Consider the following 17,600-nt stretch of genomic DNA (forward strand, 5'->3'; position numbering starts at 1 on the left):
CGAAGAAGGAGAAGAATTATGGGTCCCGAACATTTTGGCTGGGGTGGTTGGTGGGTGTTCCCCGTAGTCATGCCGCTCGTAATGATCATTTTTCTCATTATTTTTCTTTACATTGTGTTTGGTCGAGGTGGACCCAAGCCGCCGTGGTGGAATAACTCTGAGGGACCATCGAACCACAATAAGGATTCTGAAACGGCGATGGAGATACTCAAGAAGCGCTACGCCAAGGGTGAGATAACGCGAGAAGAGTTTGAGCAGATCAGAAAAGATCTTGAGAGTTAACTCGGGGGAGGATCTGAAAAGCGGATGCCTTCAACGGTGAGGGAGCATGATGAGATGGCCGCCAGAGGTCGGGCATAACCCCCTCTTTTGGGCTGGTCCTGAGCGGTCTTCATAGGGTTAGCAAGACATGAAGTTTTCGATGTATAGCGAGTCTGATCGACAGGAAATAGAGGCCCTGTTTACCCGGACGTTCTCTGATTCGGAAGGCCAGTCCGAGGGAAAGCTGATTGGGCAATTAGTGCATGAATTGATGATCGGGACCGAAACCGATGACATGCTCGGGTTCATCGCCACCGAGCAAGAGCAGATCGTCGGTTGTATCTTCTTCACTCGGTTGTCGTTCAGTTCCCCTGCTAAAGCTTTTCTGTTGTCACCAGTAGCAATAGATACAACTCATCAGGGCACAGGCATTGGCCAAAAACTGATTAAGTTTGGAATTAGGCACTTGGGTGCATTGGGTGTTGAGCTCATTTTTACCTATGGAGATCCCAGCTATTATTCAAAAGTGGGTTTCAGGCAGGTACCTGAAGAGGTTGCGGCAGCACCATTTAAACTAGCTCATCCAGAGGGTTGGCTGGGGCAATCATTAGACGGAGGCAGTCTTGAGTTCCCACTGGGACAGGCTAGTTGCGTTGAGCCATTCAATGATCCTCAGTATTGGTAAACCTATCTACCGGACCGGGAATCACATAACAATTCGCGTAAGACGTCCCTGACGGGCCGCCGCTTCGCTCGGTAATCCCCCCCCATTTTTAGAAGGCTTCAAAAGTAGAGCTCAGGCCACAGCGGCCAGTTCAAGCAGCGAGAGCTTGCGCTTGGTATGATGTGAAATGACAGCCAGGACGCCCAATAACCAGGACACCTACGCAAGCGTGGTGGCACTGCTTTAAAAAGCGGCCGCTTTGCGCTTTCTTAGATGGAAAAGGAAAAATATGTCAGCAGAGCGATCTGAAATCGAGCAGTTCATGCGGGGACTGGAACACCGGAATCCACACGAGCCGGAATTCCACCAGGCCGTGCAGGAGATCGCCGAGTCGGTGATGCCCTGGTATCTGGCGCATGAAGACTACCGGAAAGCACAGATTCTGGAACGGGTGACGGAACCGGATCGCATCATCAGTTTCCGGGTGTCGTGGGAGACGGATGATGGCGATATCCGGGCGAATCGTGCCTGGCGCGTCCAGTTCAGTCACGCGCTGGGCCCCTATAAGGGCGGCTTGCGTTTTCATCCAACGGTGACGCAAAGCGTTCTCAAGTTCCTCGGGTTCGAGCAGATTTTCAAGAACAGCCTGACCGGCTTGCCGATGGGCGGGGCCAAGGGTGGCTCGAATTTTAACCCCAAGGGCAAAAGCGAGCGCGAAGTGATGCGGTTCTGTCAGTCGCTGATGACAGAGCTGTATCGCCACATTGGTGAGGATGTGGATATACCCGCGGGGGACATTGGGGTAGGCACCCGCGAGATCAGTTTCCTGTTCGGCCATTACATGCGGCTTCAGAACCGCTGGACGGGGGTGTTAACCGGCAAGGGATGTTCTTTCGGTGGCAGCGCGGTTCGCATGGAGGCCACGGGCTACGGTTGTGTCTATTTCTGCGAGCACATGCTGAACCACCACGGTGAAGGACTGGAAGGCAAGTGCATCGCCATCAGCGGCAGTGGGAATGTCGCGCTCCATGCCGCCGAAAAAGCAGTCGAGAAGGGCGCAAGGGTTGTGACGCTCAGCGATTCCGATGGCTTTGTTTACGTCAGGGAGGGGCTCCAGCAGGAGCACCTCGAATTCGTGAAGGACCTGAAGCAGAACCGGCGGGGTCGAATCTCCGAATTCGCGGAAAACTACAGGGGCGCGGAGTTTCACGAGGGGGAAGATCCATGGAGGGTGACCTGTGACATTGCCTTGCCCTGTGCGACTCAGAACGAGCTGCAGGAAAACGATGCCGAGGCGCTTATCAGGAACGGCGTGATGGCTGTGTGCGAAGGCGCGAACATGCCGTTGACTGCCGGGGCAGCCCGGTTATTCGCCGCCCACAATATCCTGCATGCGCCGGGCAAAGCCTCGAATGCCGGCGGAGTCGCGGTCAGCGGACTTGAGCTGAGCCAGAATGCCATGCGCATCAGCTGGTCCCATGATGAAGTCGATTCGCTGCTGCAGAAGATTATGACGGAGATCCACTTGAGCTGTGTCCAGCACGGTACGAGCCACGGGCGAGTCGACTACGTGCGCGGGGCCAATATCGCCGGCTTCAAGAAAGTGGCCGACGCCATGCTGGCTTACGGTGTCTTTTAGCGCTATCAGCCCTGGGCGATCTCGGCCTGTGTCGGGAAGCGTCGCCCCTTGAGACGTTCCGTCGCGCCTTCGATGTCATCGACGAAAAGCAGCAGGAAATCCCCCTCCTGGGCCTCGGCAATGGCTTTTGCCACTGCATCCTGTTCACTCATGATCGTTTCGACCTGAATGGATGAGTCGGCATGCGTGGCACCGCGGTGAATGAGCTTCGCCGTCTCGCCGGTCTTGCGCCCACGGGCATCCGTCTCATAAACATAGAGAACATCGCACATACTGGCGAGCTGCCCGCCCAGGGCCCAGAGATCTTCGTCCCGCCGGTTGCCGGGTGCCGTGGCAACACCGATCCTGCGTTTGGTGGCCAGCCCATTGACCAGATGTTCAAGCGCCTCCAGCGCCGGGACGTTGTGACCGTAGTCGATAAGGCATTTCACCCCATCCGCCTCGAAATAGTTCGTGCGGCCCGGCATCTGCGCCGGTGTCGGATGGAAGGTCAGAAGCCCCGCCCGAACGTCGTCGATCTCTACCCCGTGGCTGATGGCGGCCGCGGCGGCGGCCATCGCGTTCTGTACGTTGAAAGGCGCATGGCCTTCGAAGGCGATCGGCACATCGTTGACTTCGACGATTTCGACCGTGACCTTGCCTTTCAGCAGAACGATCTTCCCGTTCTTCACGGTCAGCACCATGCCGTGGTTACTGAGGTGCTCGGCCAGCGCCGGATTATCGGGATTCATCGTGAAGTATATGATTTCACCACGCGCCCAATAGGTGCCGTGCTCCATCACTAAGGGGTCGTCGGCGTTGAGAACGCAGTACCCGCCTTCCTTCTTCACCGAATCGACGACGACGGTCTTGCAGCGGGCGAGTTCATCCAGCGTATGGATATCGTTTTCGCCCAGGTGATCGGAGGCGATATTCAACAGGACGCCGACATCGCATTCGTCAAAACCCAGTCCGCGACGCATGATGCCGCCGCGCGCGACTTCAAGCACGGCGTGCTCGACCGTCGGTTCCCGAAGCACGGCCTGCGCCGCCGCGGGGCCGGAATAGTCACCACGCAGGATGACATGGTTGTCGATCTCGACTGTACCGGTACACCCCATGCCGACGGAATGCCCTGCCTGGCGAAGGATATGCATCGTCAGGCGCGTCGTGGTTGTCTTACCGTTGGTACCGGTAATCGCGGTTATCGGAATCCGGCCGTTATTCGTCGGGTCGGGGAAGAGCATATCCACCACATGCTCGCCCACGGGACGTGGTGTGCCATGGGTCGGCGACATATGCATGCGGAAACCCGGTCCGGCATTGACTTCGACGATACCGGCTGACTGCTGATCCAGCGGTACGAACAGGTTTTCGGCCAGAAGATCGATGCCGATCACGTCGAGCCCGACAAGCCGGGCAACGCGTTCCATCGTGAAGCGCACTTCCGGGTGCACCTCGTCGGTCAAATCCGTTGCGGTACCGCCCGTCGAGAGATTGGCGGTCGATTTCAGATACGCGATCTCGCCTTTCGGCAGCACGGTATCCAGCGTATGGCCCGCCTGCTCCAGCATCCGGTGGGTCTGTGCGTCCACATGAATCTGGGTCAGCAGGTTTTCATGCCCCACACCACGGCGCGGATCGGCGTTCTCACTATCGATGAGTTGCTGGATCGTGTTGGTTCCATCGCCCGTCACATGAGCGGCCCGACGGCGTGCTGCGGCCACGAGTTTGCCGCCGATCACCAGAATCCGGTGGTCCTCGCCCTTGGTGTAGCGTTCCACAAGCACGGTTTCGTGCTTCGCATAGCCAGCTTCATATCCGGCTTTGAGATCTTCCAGAGAGTTGATGTTGGTTGTCACGCCGCGTCCATGATTGCCCGACAGCGGTTTGGTTACGACCGGCCAGCCGAGCCAATCCGCCGCGCTTTGCGCCTCCTCCCAGGAATAACAGGCTTGTCCGCGCGGCACCGGAATCCCGGCATCATCCAGTATCTGCTTGGTCCATTCCTTGGAGTCGGCGATCGAGAAGCCGATGATCCCGGATGAATCCGTCACCGTCGCCTGAAACCGCCGTTGTTTGACGCCGTGGCCAAGCTGCGTGTAGCTGGTGCCTTCGGTAAGATTGTAGGCCGGAATGTTTCGGGCCTTGGCAGCATTGATGATCGATCCGGTGGAGGGGCCGAGCGCGTTGGCGTCGCGAACCTCTTTCAGGCGATCGATAGTGGGACCGAGGTCCACGTCCTCGCTATCGTAGAGCTTCTGCGCGATCTCCACCGCAGCCTCGCCCGCGGCGAGGCCTGTGGCTTCGTCCCGGTAGCGATAGACCACGCTGTAGATTCCGGGGTCATAGCTATCGACGGTTTTTCCGTATCCGACCGAAAAGCCGACCAGGTTCTGCAACTCGATCGCGAGATGCTCGACCAGATGCCCGGCCCAGGTGCCCTCTCTGAGCCGCTGCAGAAAACCACCCGGTTCCCCAACCGAGCAACGGTGCTCGTTGATGCTGGGAATCAGGCTCAAAAGCTTAGCCGCTATCCCCGGAACCTGGTCGCTGGGCCTGTTTTCCAGTTCATCAATAGCGAGCCGCATGTAGATGGCTTTGTAGCGGCTATAGTAATTGGGCCCACGCAGGGCGCGGTGTTCAAGAATTCGCAATCCAGTGCTCCAGCCCTTCCGCCCTGAGCTCTTCGGGGCCCAGGACCCGCCGATTCGTCAGGTTAAATCCATAACCATCGACCAGCGCATGCATGATGATATTATGTACGGTAACAGCTTCCCCGTCCGAAAGATCGGACACGTTCGACCCTGATATCTGGGAACTGTCAACGATGATGACATGACCGGGCCCGAAAGCCCGCATTACATCACCCTCGAACAGGACAGCCGCATCCTCACCCAGACCGACGCCCAAGTATTCCGGGTTGGTGGCTCCCACTTCCATCAACCTCGAAAAGCGTCCACGCTCAAGGAAATGGGTATCAATGATGATGCCCTCAACCAGGCCGAAGCCGGCAGTCATCTGCACCGCGCCCTTGCGCAGGGAATCGTCAGCCGGACCGCCGTAGACCATGGTCTGGGACTGACAGGCCGCCCCGGCGCTCGTCCCCGCGATCACGGTGCCCGATTGATGCCCCGCACGGATCGTCTCCATAGCGGGAGAACCGCCGAGAACATACGTTAGCCGCATCTGGTCGCCGCCGGAGATGAAAACAATGTCCGAGTTCCGGATCATCTCAACGAATTGGTCCGACGCCGCGTCGCTGCGCTCGCGGATCCGGATGTCCAGTACTTCCGACGCGCCCAGGTTCGAAAACACCTCGCGATACGCGCCGAATACATCGTCGGGAACGCTGCTCGCCGTGGTGATGACACCGACGATTGGCGCCTCCTTTTTCGACAACAACAGCACACGGCGCAGTATCTCCGACTCGGACGTCTTGTCCTCCGCGCCGCCGATTGCGACAAGCGGCCCTCTGGGGGTAGTTTGGGCGGGTATGCTCATTGACTGCACTTCGAACCCCACAATTGAATTCTCTGGGTTAGTATACATGTATTATCGAGCCCATTGGCCGATGACGTAACCTTCTGGAGAATGAACATGATTCGCGGTTTTAGTCTCGCAATTCACGGCGGCGCGGGCGTTTTGCACCGCGATTGCATGACGCCGGAGCGTGAGGCCGAGTATCACGCCGCGCTGGACCGAGTGTTGAGCACGGGTGAAGCGGTTCTCGACACTGATGGTTCCGCGCTCGACGCCGTGACGCAGGCGGTGTGCGCCCTTGAAGACGAACCGCTTTTCAATGCGGGCCGCGGCGCCGTCTTCACGCGCGATAAGCAGCAGGAAATGGATGCCTCCCTAATGGATGGCAGCAATCGCCAGGCGGGTGCCGTCGCCGGAATTTTCGGGCCGAAGAACCCCATACTGGCTGCCCGTAGCGTTCTCGAGAACACCGATCACGTTTTCATGATTGGAGAGGGCGCACTTGCCGTCGCGCGCGCCGCCGGGCTTGAGTTCGAAGAGAAGGATTACTTCTTCACACAGGATCGGTGGGACTCATTGCAGGAGACGCTGAAGATGCGGGCGGAAGGGACGCTCGACGACGACCCCGCCCGCCGTCACGGTACCGTCGGTGCTGTGGCATGCGATCGGAACGGCCATCTAGCGGCGGCGACCTCCACCGGCGGCATGACGGCAAAGCGATCCGGTCGCGTAGGCGACAGCCCGGTAATCGGCGCCGGGACCTATGCCGATGACGCCACCTGTGCGGTATCGGGAACCGGCGATGGCGAAGCCTTCCTGCGCTTGTGTGCCGCCCATGAAATCGAGGCGCGCATGCGGCTCACCGGCGTAGCATTGGAACGCGCCGCCGAGGACGTGATAATGACCCAGCTTACAGCCTTGAACGGAACCGGCGGCATCATCGCGCTGGACCGCAACGGCGCCATCACGACGCCCTTCAACTGCGAGGGAATGTATCGCGGCTGGAGCGTCGAAGGGGACGGTCGAAAAACCGCAATTTACTGAGGGATCCGGCGAATTTCAGTGGGCACCACTGAAACGGAGCAGAAGCGACAGGATCAGAAACCATGTCCAACCTGAAAGATCCAAGAGTCCTCTTCGCTGCAGAGCGGACATTGCTTGCCTGGAACAGGACGAGCCTGTCTCTGATCGCGTTTGGTTTTGTCGTTGAGCGCGCGGGCCTGCTCCTGGATGCCCTTTCCTCTGCAGCTTCCCAGAGCACACTCACGTTCTGGCTCGGACTAGCCTTCATCGCGCTCGGTTCAGTTACCGCGGGCTACTCTGCGCATCAGTATTCAGTGGTCCTGCGCACCTTGAGCCCGGAGGAGTTCCCTGCCGAATACCAGGCCAGGTGGGGCCTGGTGGTTAATCGCCTGGTTGCCATCCTTGGTGTGTTGCTGATTATCGTAATCGCCCTTGGTCGTGGGTAGGTTATAGGGCCGCCTTAATGCTCATCACGATTGCAAGCTACAGCTTTCCATTCGAAGCTCACATTGCCCGGTCACGCCTGGAGTCGGAAGAGATCCCGGCCTTTGTCGCCGATGAGCACACCATCAACATGCAGTGGCTGTATTCGAACGCGCTTGGCGGCGTCAGGCTCCAGGTTCCCGAGGAGTTTGTTGAGCTCGCGCTTGAGATCCTGAATGAGGATCGGGAGCAGGATTTGGTTGAGGAAGTCGGAGTTGACGCCAGGTCCTGCCCGCACTGCGGAAGCACGGATACGGAGTTCCATCAGATCGGCCGGCGCTGGGCCTTTCTGGTTTTCCTGGGGCTGAATTTCCCGCTATTCCCAGTGAGGGATGGCATTCGGTGCAATCACTGTGGGAAAGTTTCCGAAACCTAGTTCCGGTGGCTTCAAGCTCCGTTCATCAGACAGAATGCCAGCCGGAGGAACAGCGAGGACAATTCGCCCATACGGCGGAAGGCTACAGGATTGTCTGCATCGAACAGAACGCAGAGTTTGCTGCACCCTTTTAGATTATGATGTAATACAATGTAGTCACAAAATTTAAGGGTACAGCCATGAGTGTCACTACAGTTCGCCTTCAGACAGAAATTGAGCAGAACCTGGAGGCAATCGCAAGCAGGCTTCATCGGAGCAAAGGCTGGGTGATCAACCAGGCACTTTCGGAATACATTGAAAAGCAACAGCTGGAACAGGAGCGTTGGAATCAAACGCTCGAGGCCATGGAGTCTGCCACCCAGGGAAAAGTGGTTGATGCCAGCGAGGTCCATAGCTGGCTCAATAGCTGGGGAACTGAAAACGAGCAGGAGGCACCGAGGTCAGGTAAGTGAAACTGGTTTACACGGATGAAGCCATTGAAGATTTGAAACGCCTCAGGCAGTTCATTGCAGCTCACGACCCCTCTGCTGCAGCCAGAGTAGCAGCAGAACTGGTAGCTAAAATCGAGTTACTGCCAGATTTCCCTAAAATGGGGGCGCCGGTTGAAGTGGCTCCAGTACCTGATTCCATCCGAGATATGGTTTTTGGCAAGTACATTGTCCGCTATTCAGTCCATGCCAGTGCCATCATCATTCTTCGGGTATGGCATGAGCTGAAGGGTGAACGGTAGCTATTTAACCAGCCGCTGAGCGGATCCAGAATTGCCACAAGGCTCCGAGCAAGCACGATGGAGGACAGGATGTCAGCCAACAGTATTGATCAGGACTATTTTCTCGCCAGTGATGAAGAGCTGGGACGACTCCAGGTCCAGGCACAGGTCTGGCAACCCGATGCAGAGTCGATGCTGGACAGGATTGGGGTTGGTTCAGGATGGGCCTGCGCCGACATGGGCTGTGGAGGTGCCGGCATTCTGGGCCCAATGTCGCGTCGTGCGGGTGACTCCGGATCGGTCCTGGGCTTCGACTCTGATCCGGGTCTTCTGGATTCAGCCGCTGCTTATCGGGAGACGGAAGATTTAAGCAACGTTTTGCTCCAGCTGGGTGATGTCACACAACCGGATCTTCCTCACGGCGCTTTCGATCTGGTCCATTCCCGCTTTCTCCTGCCGCATGTTGACTCGCCCGTTGACGTACTGGGCAATAAAGTCGCGCTGGCGAAACCAGGTGGTGTTGTCGCATCCCAGGAGAACGACCACAGCTCGTGGAACTTCTACCCACATTGCCCGGAGTGGGACGAGCTTCTGGATCTTCTGGAGCAAACATTTGCCTTGCGTGGCGACATCAACATCGGTCGCCGGACGTTCCATATGTTCAGGGAGTGCGGCCTGGAGGATGTACGGATTCGAACATCTGTCCAGGCATTGCAGGACCAGCACCCGTATATGCGCATGCCCCTGATTGGTGCTAAAGCAATGCGCGAGAGAATGCTTGAGGCGAAGCTTACAACGGCGCAGGAGCTTGATCGTTTAATCAACGGCGTCGAACAGGCGGTGGATGATCCCGACCGTGTTCAGTTCACCTTCACCCTTGTGCAGGTCTGGGGAAGGAAGAGTCCAACATGGAATTAGCCAATGTAGTCCCATGGGGCCGGTCTTTTGATGAGTACCGGGCAATGTTCGGGTTATCCGAAGACGACCTTAACGGTCAAATCCTTGGGTGTGGTGATGGCCCCGCCAGTTTCAATGCAGAGGCAACAGCACGTGGATGCGACATCACCTCCTGTGATCCCGTTTTCCAGTTCCCGGCTGAAGCAATACGCTACCGTATTGATGCGGTGTACCCGGAGATCATGGCCAAGATGAAGGAAGGGGCGGACAACTACATCTGGGACTCCCTCGGCAGCGTTGAGAAGCTGGGGGAGGTCCGGATGGCGGCCATGTCGAGGTTTCTTTCCGACTTTGATGCCGGTTACCGGCAAGGGCGGTATATTCCAGCATCATTGCCGTCGCTGCCCTTCCCTGACGCCAGCTTCGATCTGGCGCTCTGCTCCCATTACCTCTTCCTTTACAGTGACCATGTGGATGAAGCGACTCACCTGGCATCAATGCGGGAACTTTGCCGTGTTGCCTCAGAGGTCCGCGTCTTTCCCGTGATCTCGCTGGATGGAACGCCATCGAAGCATCTGGATGCGGTGATGACGGCGCTTTCCGAGGATGGTATTGATGTCTCATTCCAGCCCGTGAGCTACCGCTTTCAGAAAGGCGCTACGGAGATGTTGGTGGCAAGGGCCGATTAGTCAGTGGCTCCCGGCAGATGCACCTGCCCTGGGATTGGTCCGGGTGGATTTCACGTCTTTCAGGAGCGTATGGATATGGCGGATATAGTGCTGGAGTCAACGATCACATGCCCCAACTGCGGCCATCAGAAGGCGGAGACCATGCCCACTGATGCCTGCCAGTATTTTTTCGAGTGTGAATCCTATCGTAGCCTGCTGAAGCCAAAACACGGCGACTGCTGTGTCTTCTGTTCCTACGGCACAGTGCCATGCCCGCCCATTCAGGAGGGAGCAGGGTGTTGTCCGCCTGGGCAATAAGAGGGGCTGGCAATGCCGACTCCTGAGGAAATACTTCTAGGCCTGGAGGCGATTGCCAACGACTGGCTGTGGCTCGCGGCGTTGTGGCACCTCTACTTCGCTGCGATCGTGTTAGTACTCGCCTTCGGGGTTCGGCCGTCACGACGCACCACTGGTCTCTTGCTGACCCTGCCCCTGCTCTCCGTCAGCCTTCTGGCCTGGCTCTACGCCAATCCGTTCAACGGCGGGATCTTCGCTGTCGCCGCCCTCGCACTGGTCGTCGTCAGCATGAAGCTTCCACGTGCGCCCGTTCGCCTCGGTCCGCCCTGGCTGGCCGTACTGGGAGGGTTGATGGCCGGATTTGGGTGGGTATACCCGCATTTCCTGACCGACTCACAACCATGGCTCTACTTGTTTGCTGCGCCAACAGGCCTTTTGCCCTGCCCTACGACTTCAATCGTTCTTGGATTATCATTGGTTCTGGGCGGCCTTGGTTAAAAGCTGTGGTGTCTGATATTGGCTCTCGTGGGACTGTTTTACGGGGCCTTCGGCGCTGCAGGGCTCGGCGTTTCGATTGACTGGACGCTCTTCGCTGGCGCCTTGTTGATCCTGTATGCCGGTCTGTCTCAACGACTGATAACCGCAAGGGTCGTAGGCTAAAGTTGGCGACGGAAATCAATCCACTTGCGGAGCAACATTAATGCCAACCGCCACTGACAAGTCAGCCTTTTCCTGGCCGGTGCTCCTGGCGCACATACTGTTTCTGCTCGCCGCCTGGACGCTGTTCATCAAATACCTCTTCCCGGTGGCGTTCGCGCTTGCCGAGGGCATCGAGTGGCACACCTACATCTATTGGGATCTGTGGCCCATCGCCCATGTCTGGCTGGGCTGGGCATTGCTGGCACGCCCGGGCTATACCCGGGCGCTGGCGATTGGTATGGCACTGGTGGAAATCGCCATCATCGTCACGCTGTTTTGGCTCTTCCTGGCCGACCCGGAATGGTCGATCTGGCGGACCAACTGGTTCGTCAACAAGGTCTTTGTCCTGGCCTGCTTTGTTCTGGTGCTGTATGCGGCACTGCGGCACCCGGAGGGTTTCAGTGCATCCCGTTGATATGGCGGGAAACGGCGAGTGGATTTTGTGTATTATGTATGTGGTTTACTTTCATCTCGGAGAGCGCTATGGCAGGTGGATGGTCACGGGATGGCGCCGTTCAGGATCAAATCGACGCCAGCGTTGAAGATGCCGTACAACGCGCACGGAGCCAATTGGCTGACGGTGAGAGTGCCGTCAATTGTGAAGAGTGCGACCGCCCTATTCCGGAAGAGCGTCGCAAAGCGATTCCCGGCATTCAACTCTGCGTTGCCTGTCAATCCGCTCTCGAAAAGCAGGACGTTGCTTCAGGAGGCATTAATCGCCGCGGCAGCAAGGACAGTCAGCTCAGGTAATCGACAGCAAGCTCCTGAGCATCCTGCGCCACAAATCAGCGAAAATGTTCTGCACGATTAACCATATCGATCATGTGATCCGCCGCTTTAACGGTGAGCGGGTGTTGGGTGAAGCCGGTTCTCGGGGCTATATAGCTCGCCATTTCCCGGGCAACCTCAAGCTGGTGATCGGACCCTTCAGCAAGCAGCGTTATGATCAGGTTCTCCAGCGCAATCACGCGAACCCGAAGATGGACCAGTTGGGGGTTTGTCAATTCGGGAATATCAGCTTGCGCTTCGTCTGGAAACGCTCCACCTTCATCGTTCCATACCGAAAGAGCCTCCGGGAATTGCCGGGATTCTGCTTCCTCCGTGCTCGAGCTTGAAATAGCCATCTGCGAGTTCCTCCTGCCGAACCCTGTTTCTGAGGAATACCCAATCTAGCTCCAGAGCTCAGGCGCGTCTGTTCGGCGACGCACAGACCAGGCCTTCCGATGGACGCAGACTCTTGTAAAAGCATGCTTTGAACACCATGTTGATTAATAGGGCCAGGTTTTGGCCATCGACGACGCAAGGAGGATCGTTATGAGCGGTGACGAAAAGAAATGGGTACAGGCTTACGAAAAGTTTGCCGCACAGACCAAGGATTTTTTCGAGGAGTCCCGGGAAAAAACCGTGTCCTCACTGGAACACGCCCTGGAGCGCGCACGGGATCAACTGGTAAAAGCCGGTGATCTGACCCAGGAGGAAAGCCGGCAGATCAAGGCTTATCTGCGCCGCGATCTGGAACAGACCGCTACGGATCTCCGTGAAGCCGGCGATCGTGCCAGGAAAACGGCCAGCCCGGCCGCGATCCAGGCTGGGTTTCTGGATCTCACCCAAAGCATTGCCAAAGGGACCAGCGGTCTGTTCGACCGACTGGCCGAGTGGGCCGATACAACGGCGGCCTATCATACGGGCGAAGTGGCCGCGCAGGGTACCTTCCGGTGCCGGAACTGCGAGCATGAAATCCACTTTGCGGAGACCGGGCGCATTCCCCCATGCCCGAACTGCCATGGAACCGCGTATCGGCGCGTGGAATAGAACCGGCCTGAAGTAAGGATGGCGGTGGCGTCAGACCCAGGATTCCGGAGGCGTTTGCTGAGGCTGCACTCGAAATCCTGAACGGGGATTGGAAAAAGGATTTGCAGAATGAGTGAGACACTGCCAGTTATTGGCGCCACCATCACTTTTATCTTCGGGCTTCTGAGCCTGGTAATGCCGCTCCAGGTATCACGCACCCTCGGCATCGACCCGGAAGGCCCTTTGGGGCTCTCCGAAGTCCGCGGCACTTATTCGCCTGGGATCAATCCGGTTTTGACGGGTCGCGGAGCGGCACGAACATGGCAGGCCTTGCCGTGGAAGCGGTTACCGGGCCCGTCAGATTTTTTTACAGGTTTCCTGTCGCATTCCTCCCCTCTTTCCCTTAAGTAGCGCTCTACAGTGACTTTTCCCTCAAACCGGCATGGTTTCTGCTGTCTTCGATCGTTCAGGACAACCAGAGAACCAAGGAGTAAACCATGCAAACGATCAGACACACCTTCCTCGTTTCTGTTGGCGCCATTATGGCCACTGTCAGCTTTCATGCATCAGCTGCACTCGTGACCTATGACGGTATTGATTTCCCGGAAGGGGATGTCAGTTTTGCAGACGAAGTGATTACCTATAACCCATCCTACAGCGGTGGCAATGTGCCAACGGATTCGAACTACACGGATCCCCAGGAAGCCGTAGGCCCCCCGGATTACAGCGCCCCGAACGGGTCGGTTTCGCTGGGTTCCGGCGGGCTTCTTGAGCTGGCGTTTACGGATAACTCACTGACCAACAGCGGTACAAATGAGGATGACCTCCACGTCTTTGAGGTCGGTCCGGATGTGGAAGATACCTTCGTCGCCGTCCGCCCGACAGCGGAAACCTACAACCTGCTCAGCGCGAACTTCACGGCACAAAGCGATGGTTTCTTTTCAGTGGGGAGCGTAAGCGGTTCAACCTCCTCAATTGATATCGATTCCGTATTTACCGATTTTGCTGCGGGCGCACTGCAGTTCAATGCGGTCCAGCTGATCGATGATCCGAACGAAGGCAACACCGGGGGCTCAACGGTTGGTGCGGACATCGATGCTGTGGGCGCGATTGCCTCGGCGCCTCCCGTTAACCAGGTACCGGAACCGGGAAGCCTGGCGCTGCTTGCCGGTGGTCTGCTGGCCGGTGGCGCCTTCCGCCGTTTTGGTCGGCGTTAAAAGAAAGCCCCCACTACAGTTTCGGCCCTCGCCGCCCCGGATGAGGGCCGAACAATCGACACTGTCCCTTCCCCATCCCCGTCCGGCCCAGCTCAATCCGACTCATGACGACTGGGTATTAAACCTTGGCGGAACACTGATTTACCGTTACGTTGAACTCACAGGTGCGTAAGCACAGGCAGGACGGGCGATGAATGAACCAACCGATCACGACAGCCCTCAGGACAACATTCTAGAGGTGGTCGCCCAGACCCTTCACCAGGGTGACACATCCCGGGCTGAAACAGCGGCCATCAGCCTGGATAGCCATCTCGACAGCGACCTGGGCTTTGACAGCCTCACCCGGGCCGAACTTCTGGTGAATGCCGAGCGCCGCTTCGGGGTGCAGTTGCCGGAAGCGCTGCTCAATAACGCGCAAACACCTCGGGATATCCTCGACGCCGTTGCCACGGCACGCGGTGAACAACCTGCCGAACCGAGCATCGCGCGCCAGGATGGCACGGGCGCCCTGGCGCAAACGGACGCCGACCGCGAACATTTTACCGTCCCCCCTTTTGAAACCCTGCAGGAGGCGCTGCAGTGGCATGCCCGCAAGCATCCCCAGCGCACGTACCTGCATTGGGTCATCAGCGACAACGATGTCCGTGCGCTGAGTTTCGAAGACCTCCATAATGGCAGCCTGCGAGTCGCCAACGGCCTGTTCCGGCATGATCTGGAGGAGCGGAATACCGTGGCCCTGATGCTCCCGACCAGTCACGACTATTTCTACGGCTTTTTCGGCGCCCTCTATGCCAATGCCATCCCGGTTCCCCTCTACCCACCGGCACGCGAGGCCCAACTGGAGGAGCACCTGCGCCGACAGGCGGCCATACTGAATAACGCCCAGGCCCGGGTCATGATCACGGTTCCGGAAGCCAAGCGCCTGGCCACCGTCATCAAGGCGCTGGTACCCAGCCTGGAACACGTGGTCACGCCCGAAGACCTTTGGGGCAACCCCCTGATGTACCCGGTAGCCAACGCCGGCGGGAACGAGATCGCTTTCCTGCAATACACCTCCGGCAGCACCGGTAATCCCAAAGGAGTCCAGCTCAGCCACGCCAACCTGTTTGCCAACATTGGCGCGTGCACGGAGGTACTGGAGGTGGGGCAGGACGATGTCTTCGTCAGCTGGCTGCCCCTCTATCACGACATGGGCCTGATCGGCACCTGCCTCTCCAGTCTCTGGTTGGGCCTGCACCTGGTGGTGATGTCCCCCCTGCTCTTCCTGACCAGGCCCCGCTATTGGCTATGGGCCATCCATCACTTCGGCGGCACCCTCTCACCCTCGCCGAACTTTGGCTACGAGCTCTGCCTGCACCGCCTGACCGACGAGGATATGGAAGGACTCGATCTCAGCTCATGGCGTGTGGCCTTCAATGGCGCCGAAGCGGTCAGTGCTGACACGGTGGAGCGTTTTACCCGGCGTTTCGCGCCCTGGGGATTCCGTCCTGAGACCATGGCCCCCGTTTATGGCCTGGCGGAAAACTGTGTCGCCCTGACCTTTCCGGAAACATCGCGCAAGCCGGTCATCGACCGCATTGATCGCGCACGATTCCAGGAAGACGGGGAGGCAATACCCAACGACGCAGACCACGAAACCGTCCTGCGCCTTGTCTCCTGCGGCAAGCCCATCCCCCACCATGCCATCCGCATCATTGATGGGAATGGTCGCGAATGCGCGGAGCGACACGAAGGGTCGCTGCAGTTCACTGGTCCTTCGGCCACACGAGGCTATTACCGCAACCCGGAGAAGACGGCGGAGCTTTTCGATGGCGAATGGCTCAATACCGGCGACCGCGGCTACATCGCCAATGGCGAACTCTTCCTGACCGGACGCAACAAGGACCTGATCGTGCGCGCCGGGCGCAACCTCTACCCTGGCGAGATTGAGGAAGCGGCAGCGACGCTGGAGCATGTCCGGCGCGGCTGTGTCGCCGCCTTTGCCACCGGCATGGGGGAAAGCACCGGTGAGCGCCTGGTGGTCGTCGCGGAGACGCGCTCGACCGACCAGACAATACGCCAGCAGCTCAAGCACGATATCACTCAGATCACCCGTGACCGCCTGGGCATCGACGTCGACGAGGTGGTGATTGTCAAACCGCACAGTATACCCAAGACCTCCAGCGGTAAGCTGCGGCGAAACGATTGCCGGCTGCGCTATGAGCGCGGGGAACTAGAGCGCAAGGCACTGCCAGTGTGGCGCCAGCTGGTGCGCCTGGCCCGGACCGGTTGGCGCCAGGAGGGGGTCCTCGCCTGGCGCGAGATCAGGCGTCATCTCTATTCCGGTTGGGCCTGGTTCGCTTTTGGACTGACAGGCCTGTTGACGTTGGTGGGCGTCAACCTCATGCCTCGCCGTACCTGGCGCTGGCAGGTCGTCCACTTTTGCGCCAGGGCCCTGGGGTGGCTGACCGGGACGCGCCTGGTCGTCAGGGGTGGCGAAAAACTGAAGCCATTACCCGAAGGCTGCGTGGTGGTCGCCAACCACGCCAGCTATGTGGACGCCATCGTCATTGCCGCCCTGATGCCGGTACCGGTGAGTTTTGTGGCCAAGGCGGAACTGCAGCGTTTTGCCATCCTGCGCCGGCTGTTGCGCCTGATCGATGCGGAGGCAGTGGACCGCTCCACCGACCAAAGCAGCGTCCGTGCTTCCCGCCGCATTGCCGAGCGCGCCCATGGCCGCCGCCTGATGTACTTCGCGGAGGGCTCCTTCGACGCGGCTCCCGGCATCCAACCATTCCACATGGGCGCATTCATGACGGCGGCGGTCGCTCACCAACCGGTTCTTCCAATCGCCCTCAATGGCACACAGAAAAAGATGCCGGCGGATCGCTGGAATCCGCGCCCTGGCCCCGTAGAGGTGGTCGTGGGCGAGCTGATCTGGCCGGACGGCGACGACTGGGCCTCGGCCACGCAACTGCGCGAACAAACGCGCAATGCCATCGTCACCATGACCGGTGAGCCGGATCGTTTGGCCCGTCCCGAGTCGAGCCAGCCCCTACCAGCCAGAGACTCCGACAATTCCTCTTCCACCGACGTCGAAAATCGGGTTTAAAAAAGGGGCCCGGGTGGACCGTGAATCTTCTGCCCTGGATACCCCCAATCGCCTGTATTGTTTCGTTGCTTTATGTAAACGGATAGCGGCGCATCAGCGGAGATTTTCATCGTGAGCAACGAGGTTCTGGTGAGGATTTCGTTCTTGATGTGAGGCTGAAAGCACTTTAATCCGCCCCCTGTAAACCTTTGTAACCATCCGGTTACGAACACATTTTTCGTTTTTTGACATTCCCCATGGGCTCCCGTAGCTTTTCGAACTAACTCGACGTCCAGCGAGTTGATTAGTTGTCCTTTATCGGAGTCCCCAGCAGTTTAAAAGAG

At 58.3% G+C, this 17,600-nt stretch carries 21 protein-coding genes; 18 read left to right on the forward strand and 3 right to left on the reverse strand.

Going from position 1 to position 17,600, the window contains the following annotated elements; translation table 11 throughout:
• Positions 1 to 18: 18 nt before the first annotated feature.
• The 3 genes from DES49_RS08760 to gdhA all read left to right on the forward strand — a co-directional run bounded on the left by DES49_RS08760 (position 19) and on the right by gdhA (position 2,564).
• Complete coding sequence (locus DES49_RS08760) at positions 19 to 282, forward strand: SHOCT domain-containing protein (protein ID WP_133736021.1); 264 nt, start codon at positions 19 to 21, stop codon at positions 280 to 282.
• Between the two features lie 127 nt (positions 283 to 409).
• On the forward strand, positions 410 to 946 hold the full coding sequence (locus DES49_RS08765; protein ID WP_133736022.1) for a GNAT family N-acetyltransferase: 537 nt from the start codon (positions 410 to 412) through the stop codon (positions 944 to 946).
• Between the two features lie 268 nt (positions 947 to 1,214).
• Positions 1,215 to 2,564 (forward strand): NADP-specific glutamate dehydrogenase, encoded by a 1,350-nt coding sequence (gdhA, locus tag DES49_RS08770; protein WP_133736023.1) that lies wholly within the window; start codon positions 1,215 to 1,217, stop codon positions 2,562 to 2,564.
• Between the two features lie 5 nt (positions 2,565 to 2,569).
• Here gdhA and cphA read toward each other — a convergent pair whose 3' ends face one another.
• Positions 2,570 to 5,200, reverse strand: coding sequence for a cyanophycin synthetase (cphA, locus tag DES49_RS08775; protein WP_133736024.1), 2,631 nt, complete (start codon positions 5,198 to 5,200; stop codon positions 2,570 to 2,572).
• Positions 5,187 to 6,047, reverse strand: coding sequence for a cyanophycinase (locus DES49_RS08780; protein WP_133736025.1), 861 nt, complete (start codon positions 6,045 to 6,047; stop codon positions 5,187 to 5,189). The genes cphA and DES49_RS08780 overlap by 14 nt, the downstream gene beginning before the upstream one ends.
• Positions 6,048 to 6,143: 96 nt before the next feature.
• On the opposite strand from DES49_RS08780, the gene DES49_RS08785 reads away from it, so the two are divergent.
• The 11 genes from DES49_RS08785 to DES49_RS08835 all read left to right on the forward strand — a co-directional run bounded on the left by DES49_RS08785 (position 6,144) and on the right by DES49_RS08835 (position 11,928).
• Positions 6,144 to 7,070, forward strand: a complete 927-nt coding sequence (locus tag DES49_RS08785; protein WP_133736026.1) for an isoaspartyl peptidase/L-asparaginase family protein — start codon at positions 6,144 to 6,146, stop codon at positions 7,068 to 7,070.
• Between the two features lie 62 nt (positions 7,071 to 7,132).
• A complete protein-coding gene (locus DES49_RS08790; protein WP_133736027.1) occupies positions 7,133 to 7,495 on the forward strand; it encodes a YidH family protein in 363 nt (120 codons plus the stop codon).
• Positions 7,496 to 7,512: 17 nt separating this feature from the next.
• Entirely contained in the window at positions 7,513 to 7,908 is a 396-nt protein-coding gene (locus DES49_RS08795) for a putative signal transducing protein (protein WP_133736028.1), read from the forward strand.
• Positions 7,909 to 8,087: 179 nt separating this feature from the next.
• Positions 8,088 to 8,360 carry a CopG family ribbon-helix-helix protein gene (locus DES49_RS08800; protein WP_133736029.1) on the forward strand — a complete coding sequence of 91 codons (273 nt, stop codon included), beginning with the start codon at positions 8,088 to 8,090 and terminating at the stop codon, positions 8,358 to 8,360.
• Positions 8,357 to 8,638, forward strand: a complete 282-nt coding sequence (locus tag DES49_RS08805) for a type II toxin-antitoxin system RelE/ParE family toxin (RefSeq protein ID WP_133736030.1) — start codon at positions 8,357 to 8,359, stop codon at positions 8,636 to 8,638. The genes DES49_RS08800 and DES49_RS08805 overlap by 4 nt, the downstream gene beginning before the upstream one ends.
• Before the next feature lie 69 nt (positions 8,639 to 8,707).
• On the forward strand, positions 8,708 to 9,535 hold the full coding sequence (locus DES49_RS08810; RefSeq protein ID WP_166646044.1) for a methyltransferase domain-containing protein: 828 nt from the start codon (positions 8,708 to 8,710) through the stop codon (positions 9,533 to 9,535).
• Positions 9,526 to 10,203: a class I SAM-dependent methyltransferase gene (locus tag DES49_RS08815; protein ID WP_133736032.1), complete on the forward strand. Its 678-nt coding sequence runs from the start codon at positions 9,526 to 9,528 to the stop codon at positions 10,201 to 10,203. The genes DES49_RS08810 and DES49_RS08815 overlap by 10 nt, the downstream gene beginning before the upstream one ends.
• Before the next feature lie 75 nt (positions 10,204 to 10,278).
• The gene (locus DES49_RS15625) at positions 10,279 to 10,500 is read left to right on the forward strand and encodes a GDCCVxC domain-containing (seleno)protein (RefSeq protein ID WP_133736033.1); all 222 of its coding nucleotides are present in this window, start codon (positions 10,279 to 10,281) and stop codon (positions 10,498 to 10,500) included.
• Between the two features lie 12 nt (positions 10,501 to 10,512).
• Positions 10,513 to 10,977 carry a hypothetical protein gene (locus DES49_RS08825; protein ID WP_133736034.1) on the forward strand — a complete coding sequence of 155 codons (465 nt, stop codon included), beginning with the start codon at positions 10,513 to 10,515 and terminating at the stop codon, positions 10,975 to 10,977.
• Between the two features lie 202 nt (positions 10,978 to 11,179).
• The gene (locus DES49_RS08830; RefSeq protein WP_133736035.1) at positions 11,180 to 11,593 is read left to right on the forward strand and encodes a hypothetical protein; all 414 of its coding nucleotides are present in this window, start codon (positions 11,180 to 11,182) and stop codon (positions 11,591 to 11,593) included.
• Between the two features lie 68 nt (positions 11,594 to 11,661).
• Positions 11,662 to 11,928 carry a DksA/TraR family C4-type zinc finger protein gene (locus tag DES49_RS08835; protein ID WP_133736036.1) on the forward strand — a complete coding sequence of 89 codons (267 nt, stop codon included), beginning with the start codon at positions 11,662 to 11,664 and terminating at the stop codon, positions 11,926 to 11,928.
• A 35-nt stretch (positions 11,929 to 11,963) separates the two neighbouring features.
• On the opposite strand, the gene DES49_RS08840 is transcribed toward DES49_RS08835, so the two are convergent.
• A complete protein-coding gene (locus DES49_RS08840; protein ID WP_133736037.1) occupies positions 11,964 to 12,302 on the reverse strand; it encodes a hypothetical protein in 339 nt (112 codons plus the stop codon).
• 190 nt (positions 12,303 to 12,492) lie between these two features.
• Here DES49_RS08840 and DES49_RS08845 point away from each other — a divergent pair, with 190 nt between their 5' ends.
• From DES49_RS08845 to DES49_RS08860, 4 genes are all read left to right on the forward strand, one after another.
• Positions 12,493 to 12,990, forward strand: coding sequence for a zinc ribbon-containing protein (locus DES49_RS08845; RefSeq protein ID WP_133736038.1), 498 nt, complete (start codon positions 12,493 to 12,495; stop codon positions 12,988 to 12,990).
• Between the two features lie 108 nt (positions 12,991 to 13,098).
• Positions 13,099 to 13,380, forward strand: a complete 282-nt coding sequence (locus DES49_RS08850; protein ID WP_133736039.1) for a hypothetical protein — start codon at positions 13,099 to 13,101, stop codon at positions 13,378 to 13,380.
• 86 nt (positions 13,381 to 13,466) lie between these two features.
• On the forward strand, positions 13,467 to 14,186 hold the full coding sequence (locus DES49_RS08855) for a PEP-CTERM sorting domain-containing protein (RefSeq protein ID WP_133736040.1): 720 nt from the start codon (positions 13,467 to 13,469) through the stop codon (positions 14,184 to 14,186).
• Positions 14,187 to 14,376: 190 nt separating this feature from the next.
• The gene (locus DES49_RS08860; RefSeq protein WP_133736041.1) at positions 14,377 to 17,277 is read left to right on the forward strand and encodes an AMP-binding protein; all 2,901 of its coding nucleotides are present in this window, start codon (positions 14,377 to 14,379) and stop codon (positions 17,275 to 17,277) included.
• The last annotated feature ends 323 nt before the right edge of the window (positions 17,278 to 17,600 follow it).

Origin of the sequence: Halospina denitrificans (assembly GCF_004364635.1) — a bacterium.
Lineage (GTDB): Bacteria > Pseudomonadota > Gammaproteobacteria > Pseudomonadales > Oleiphilaceae > Halospina > Halospina denitrificans.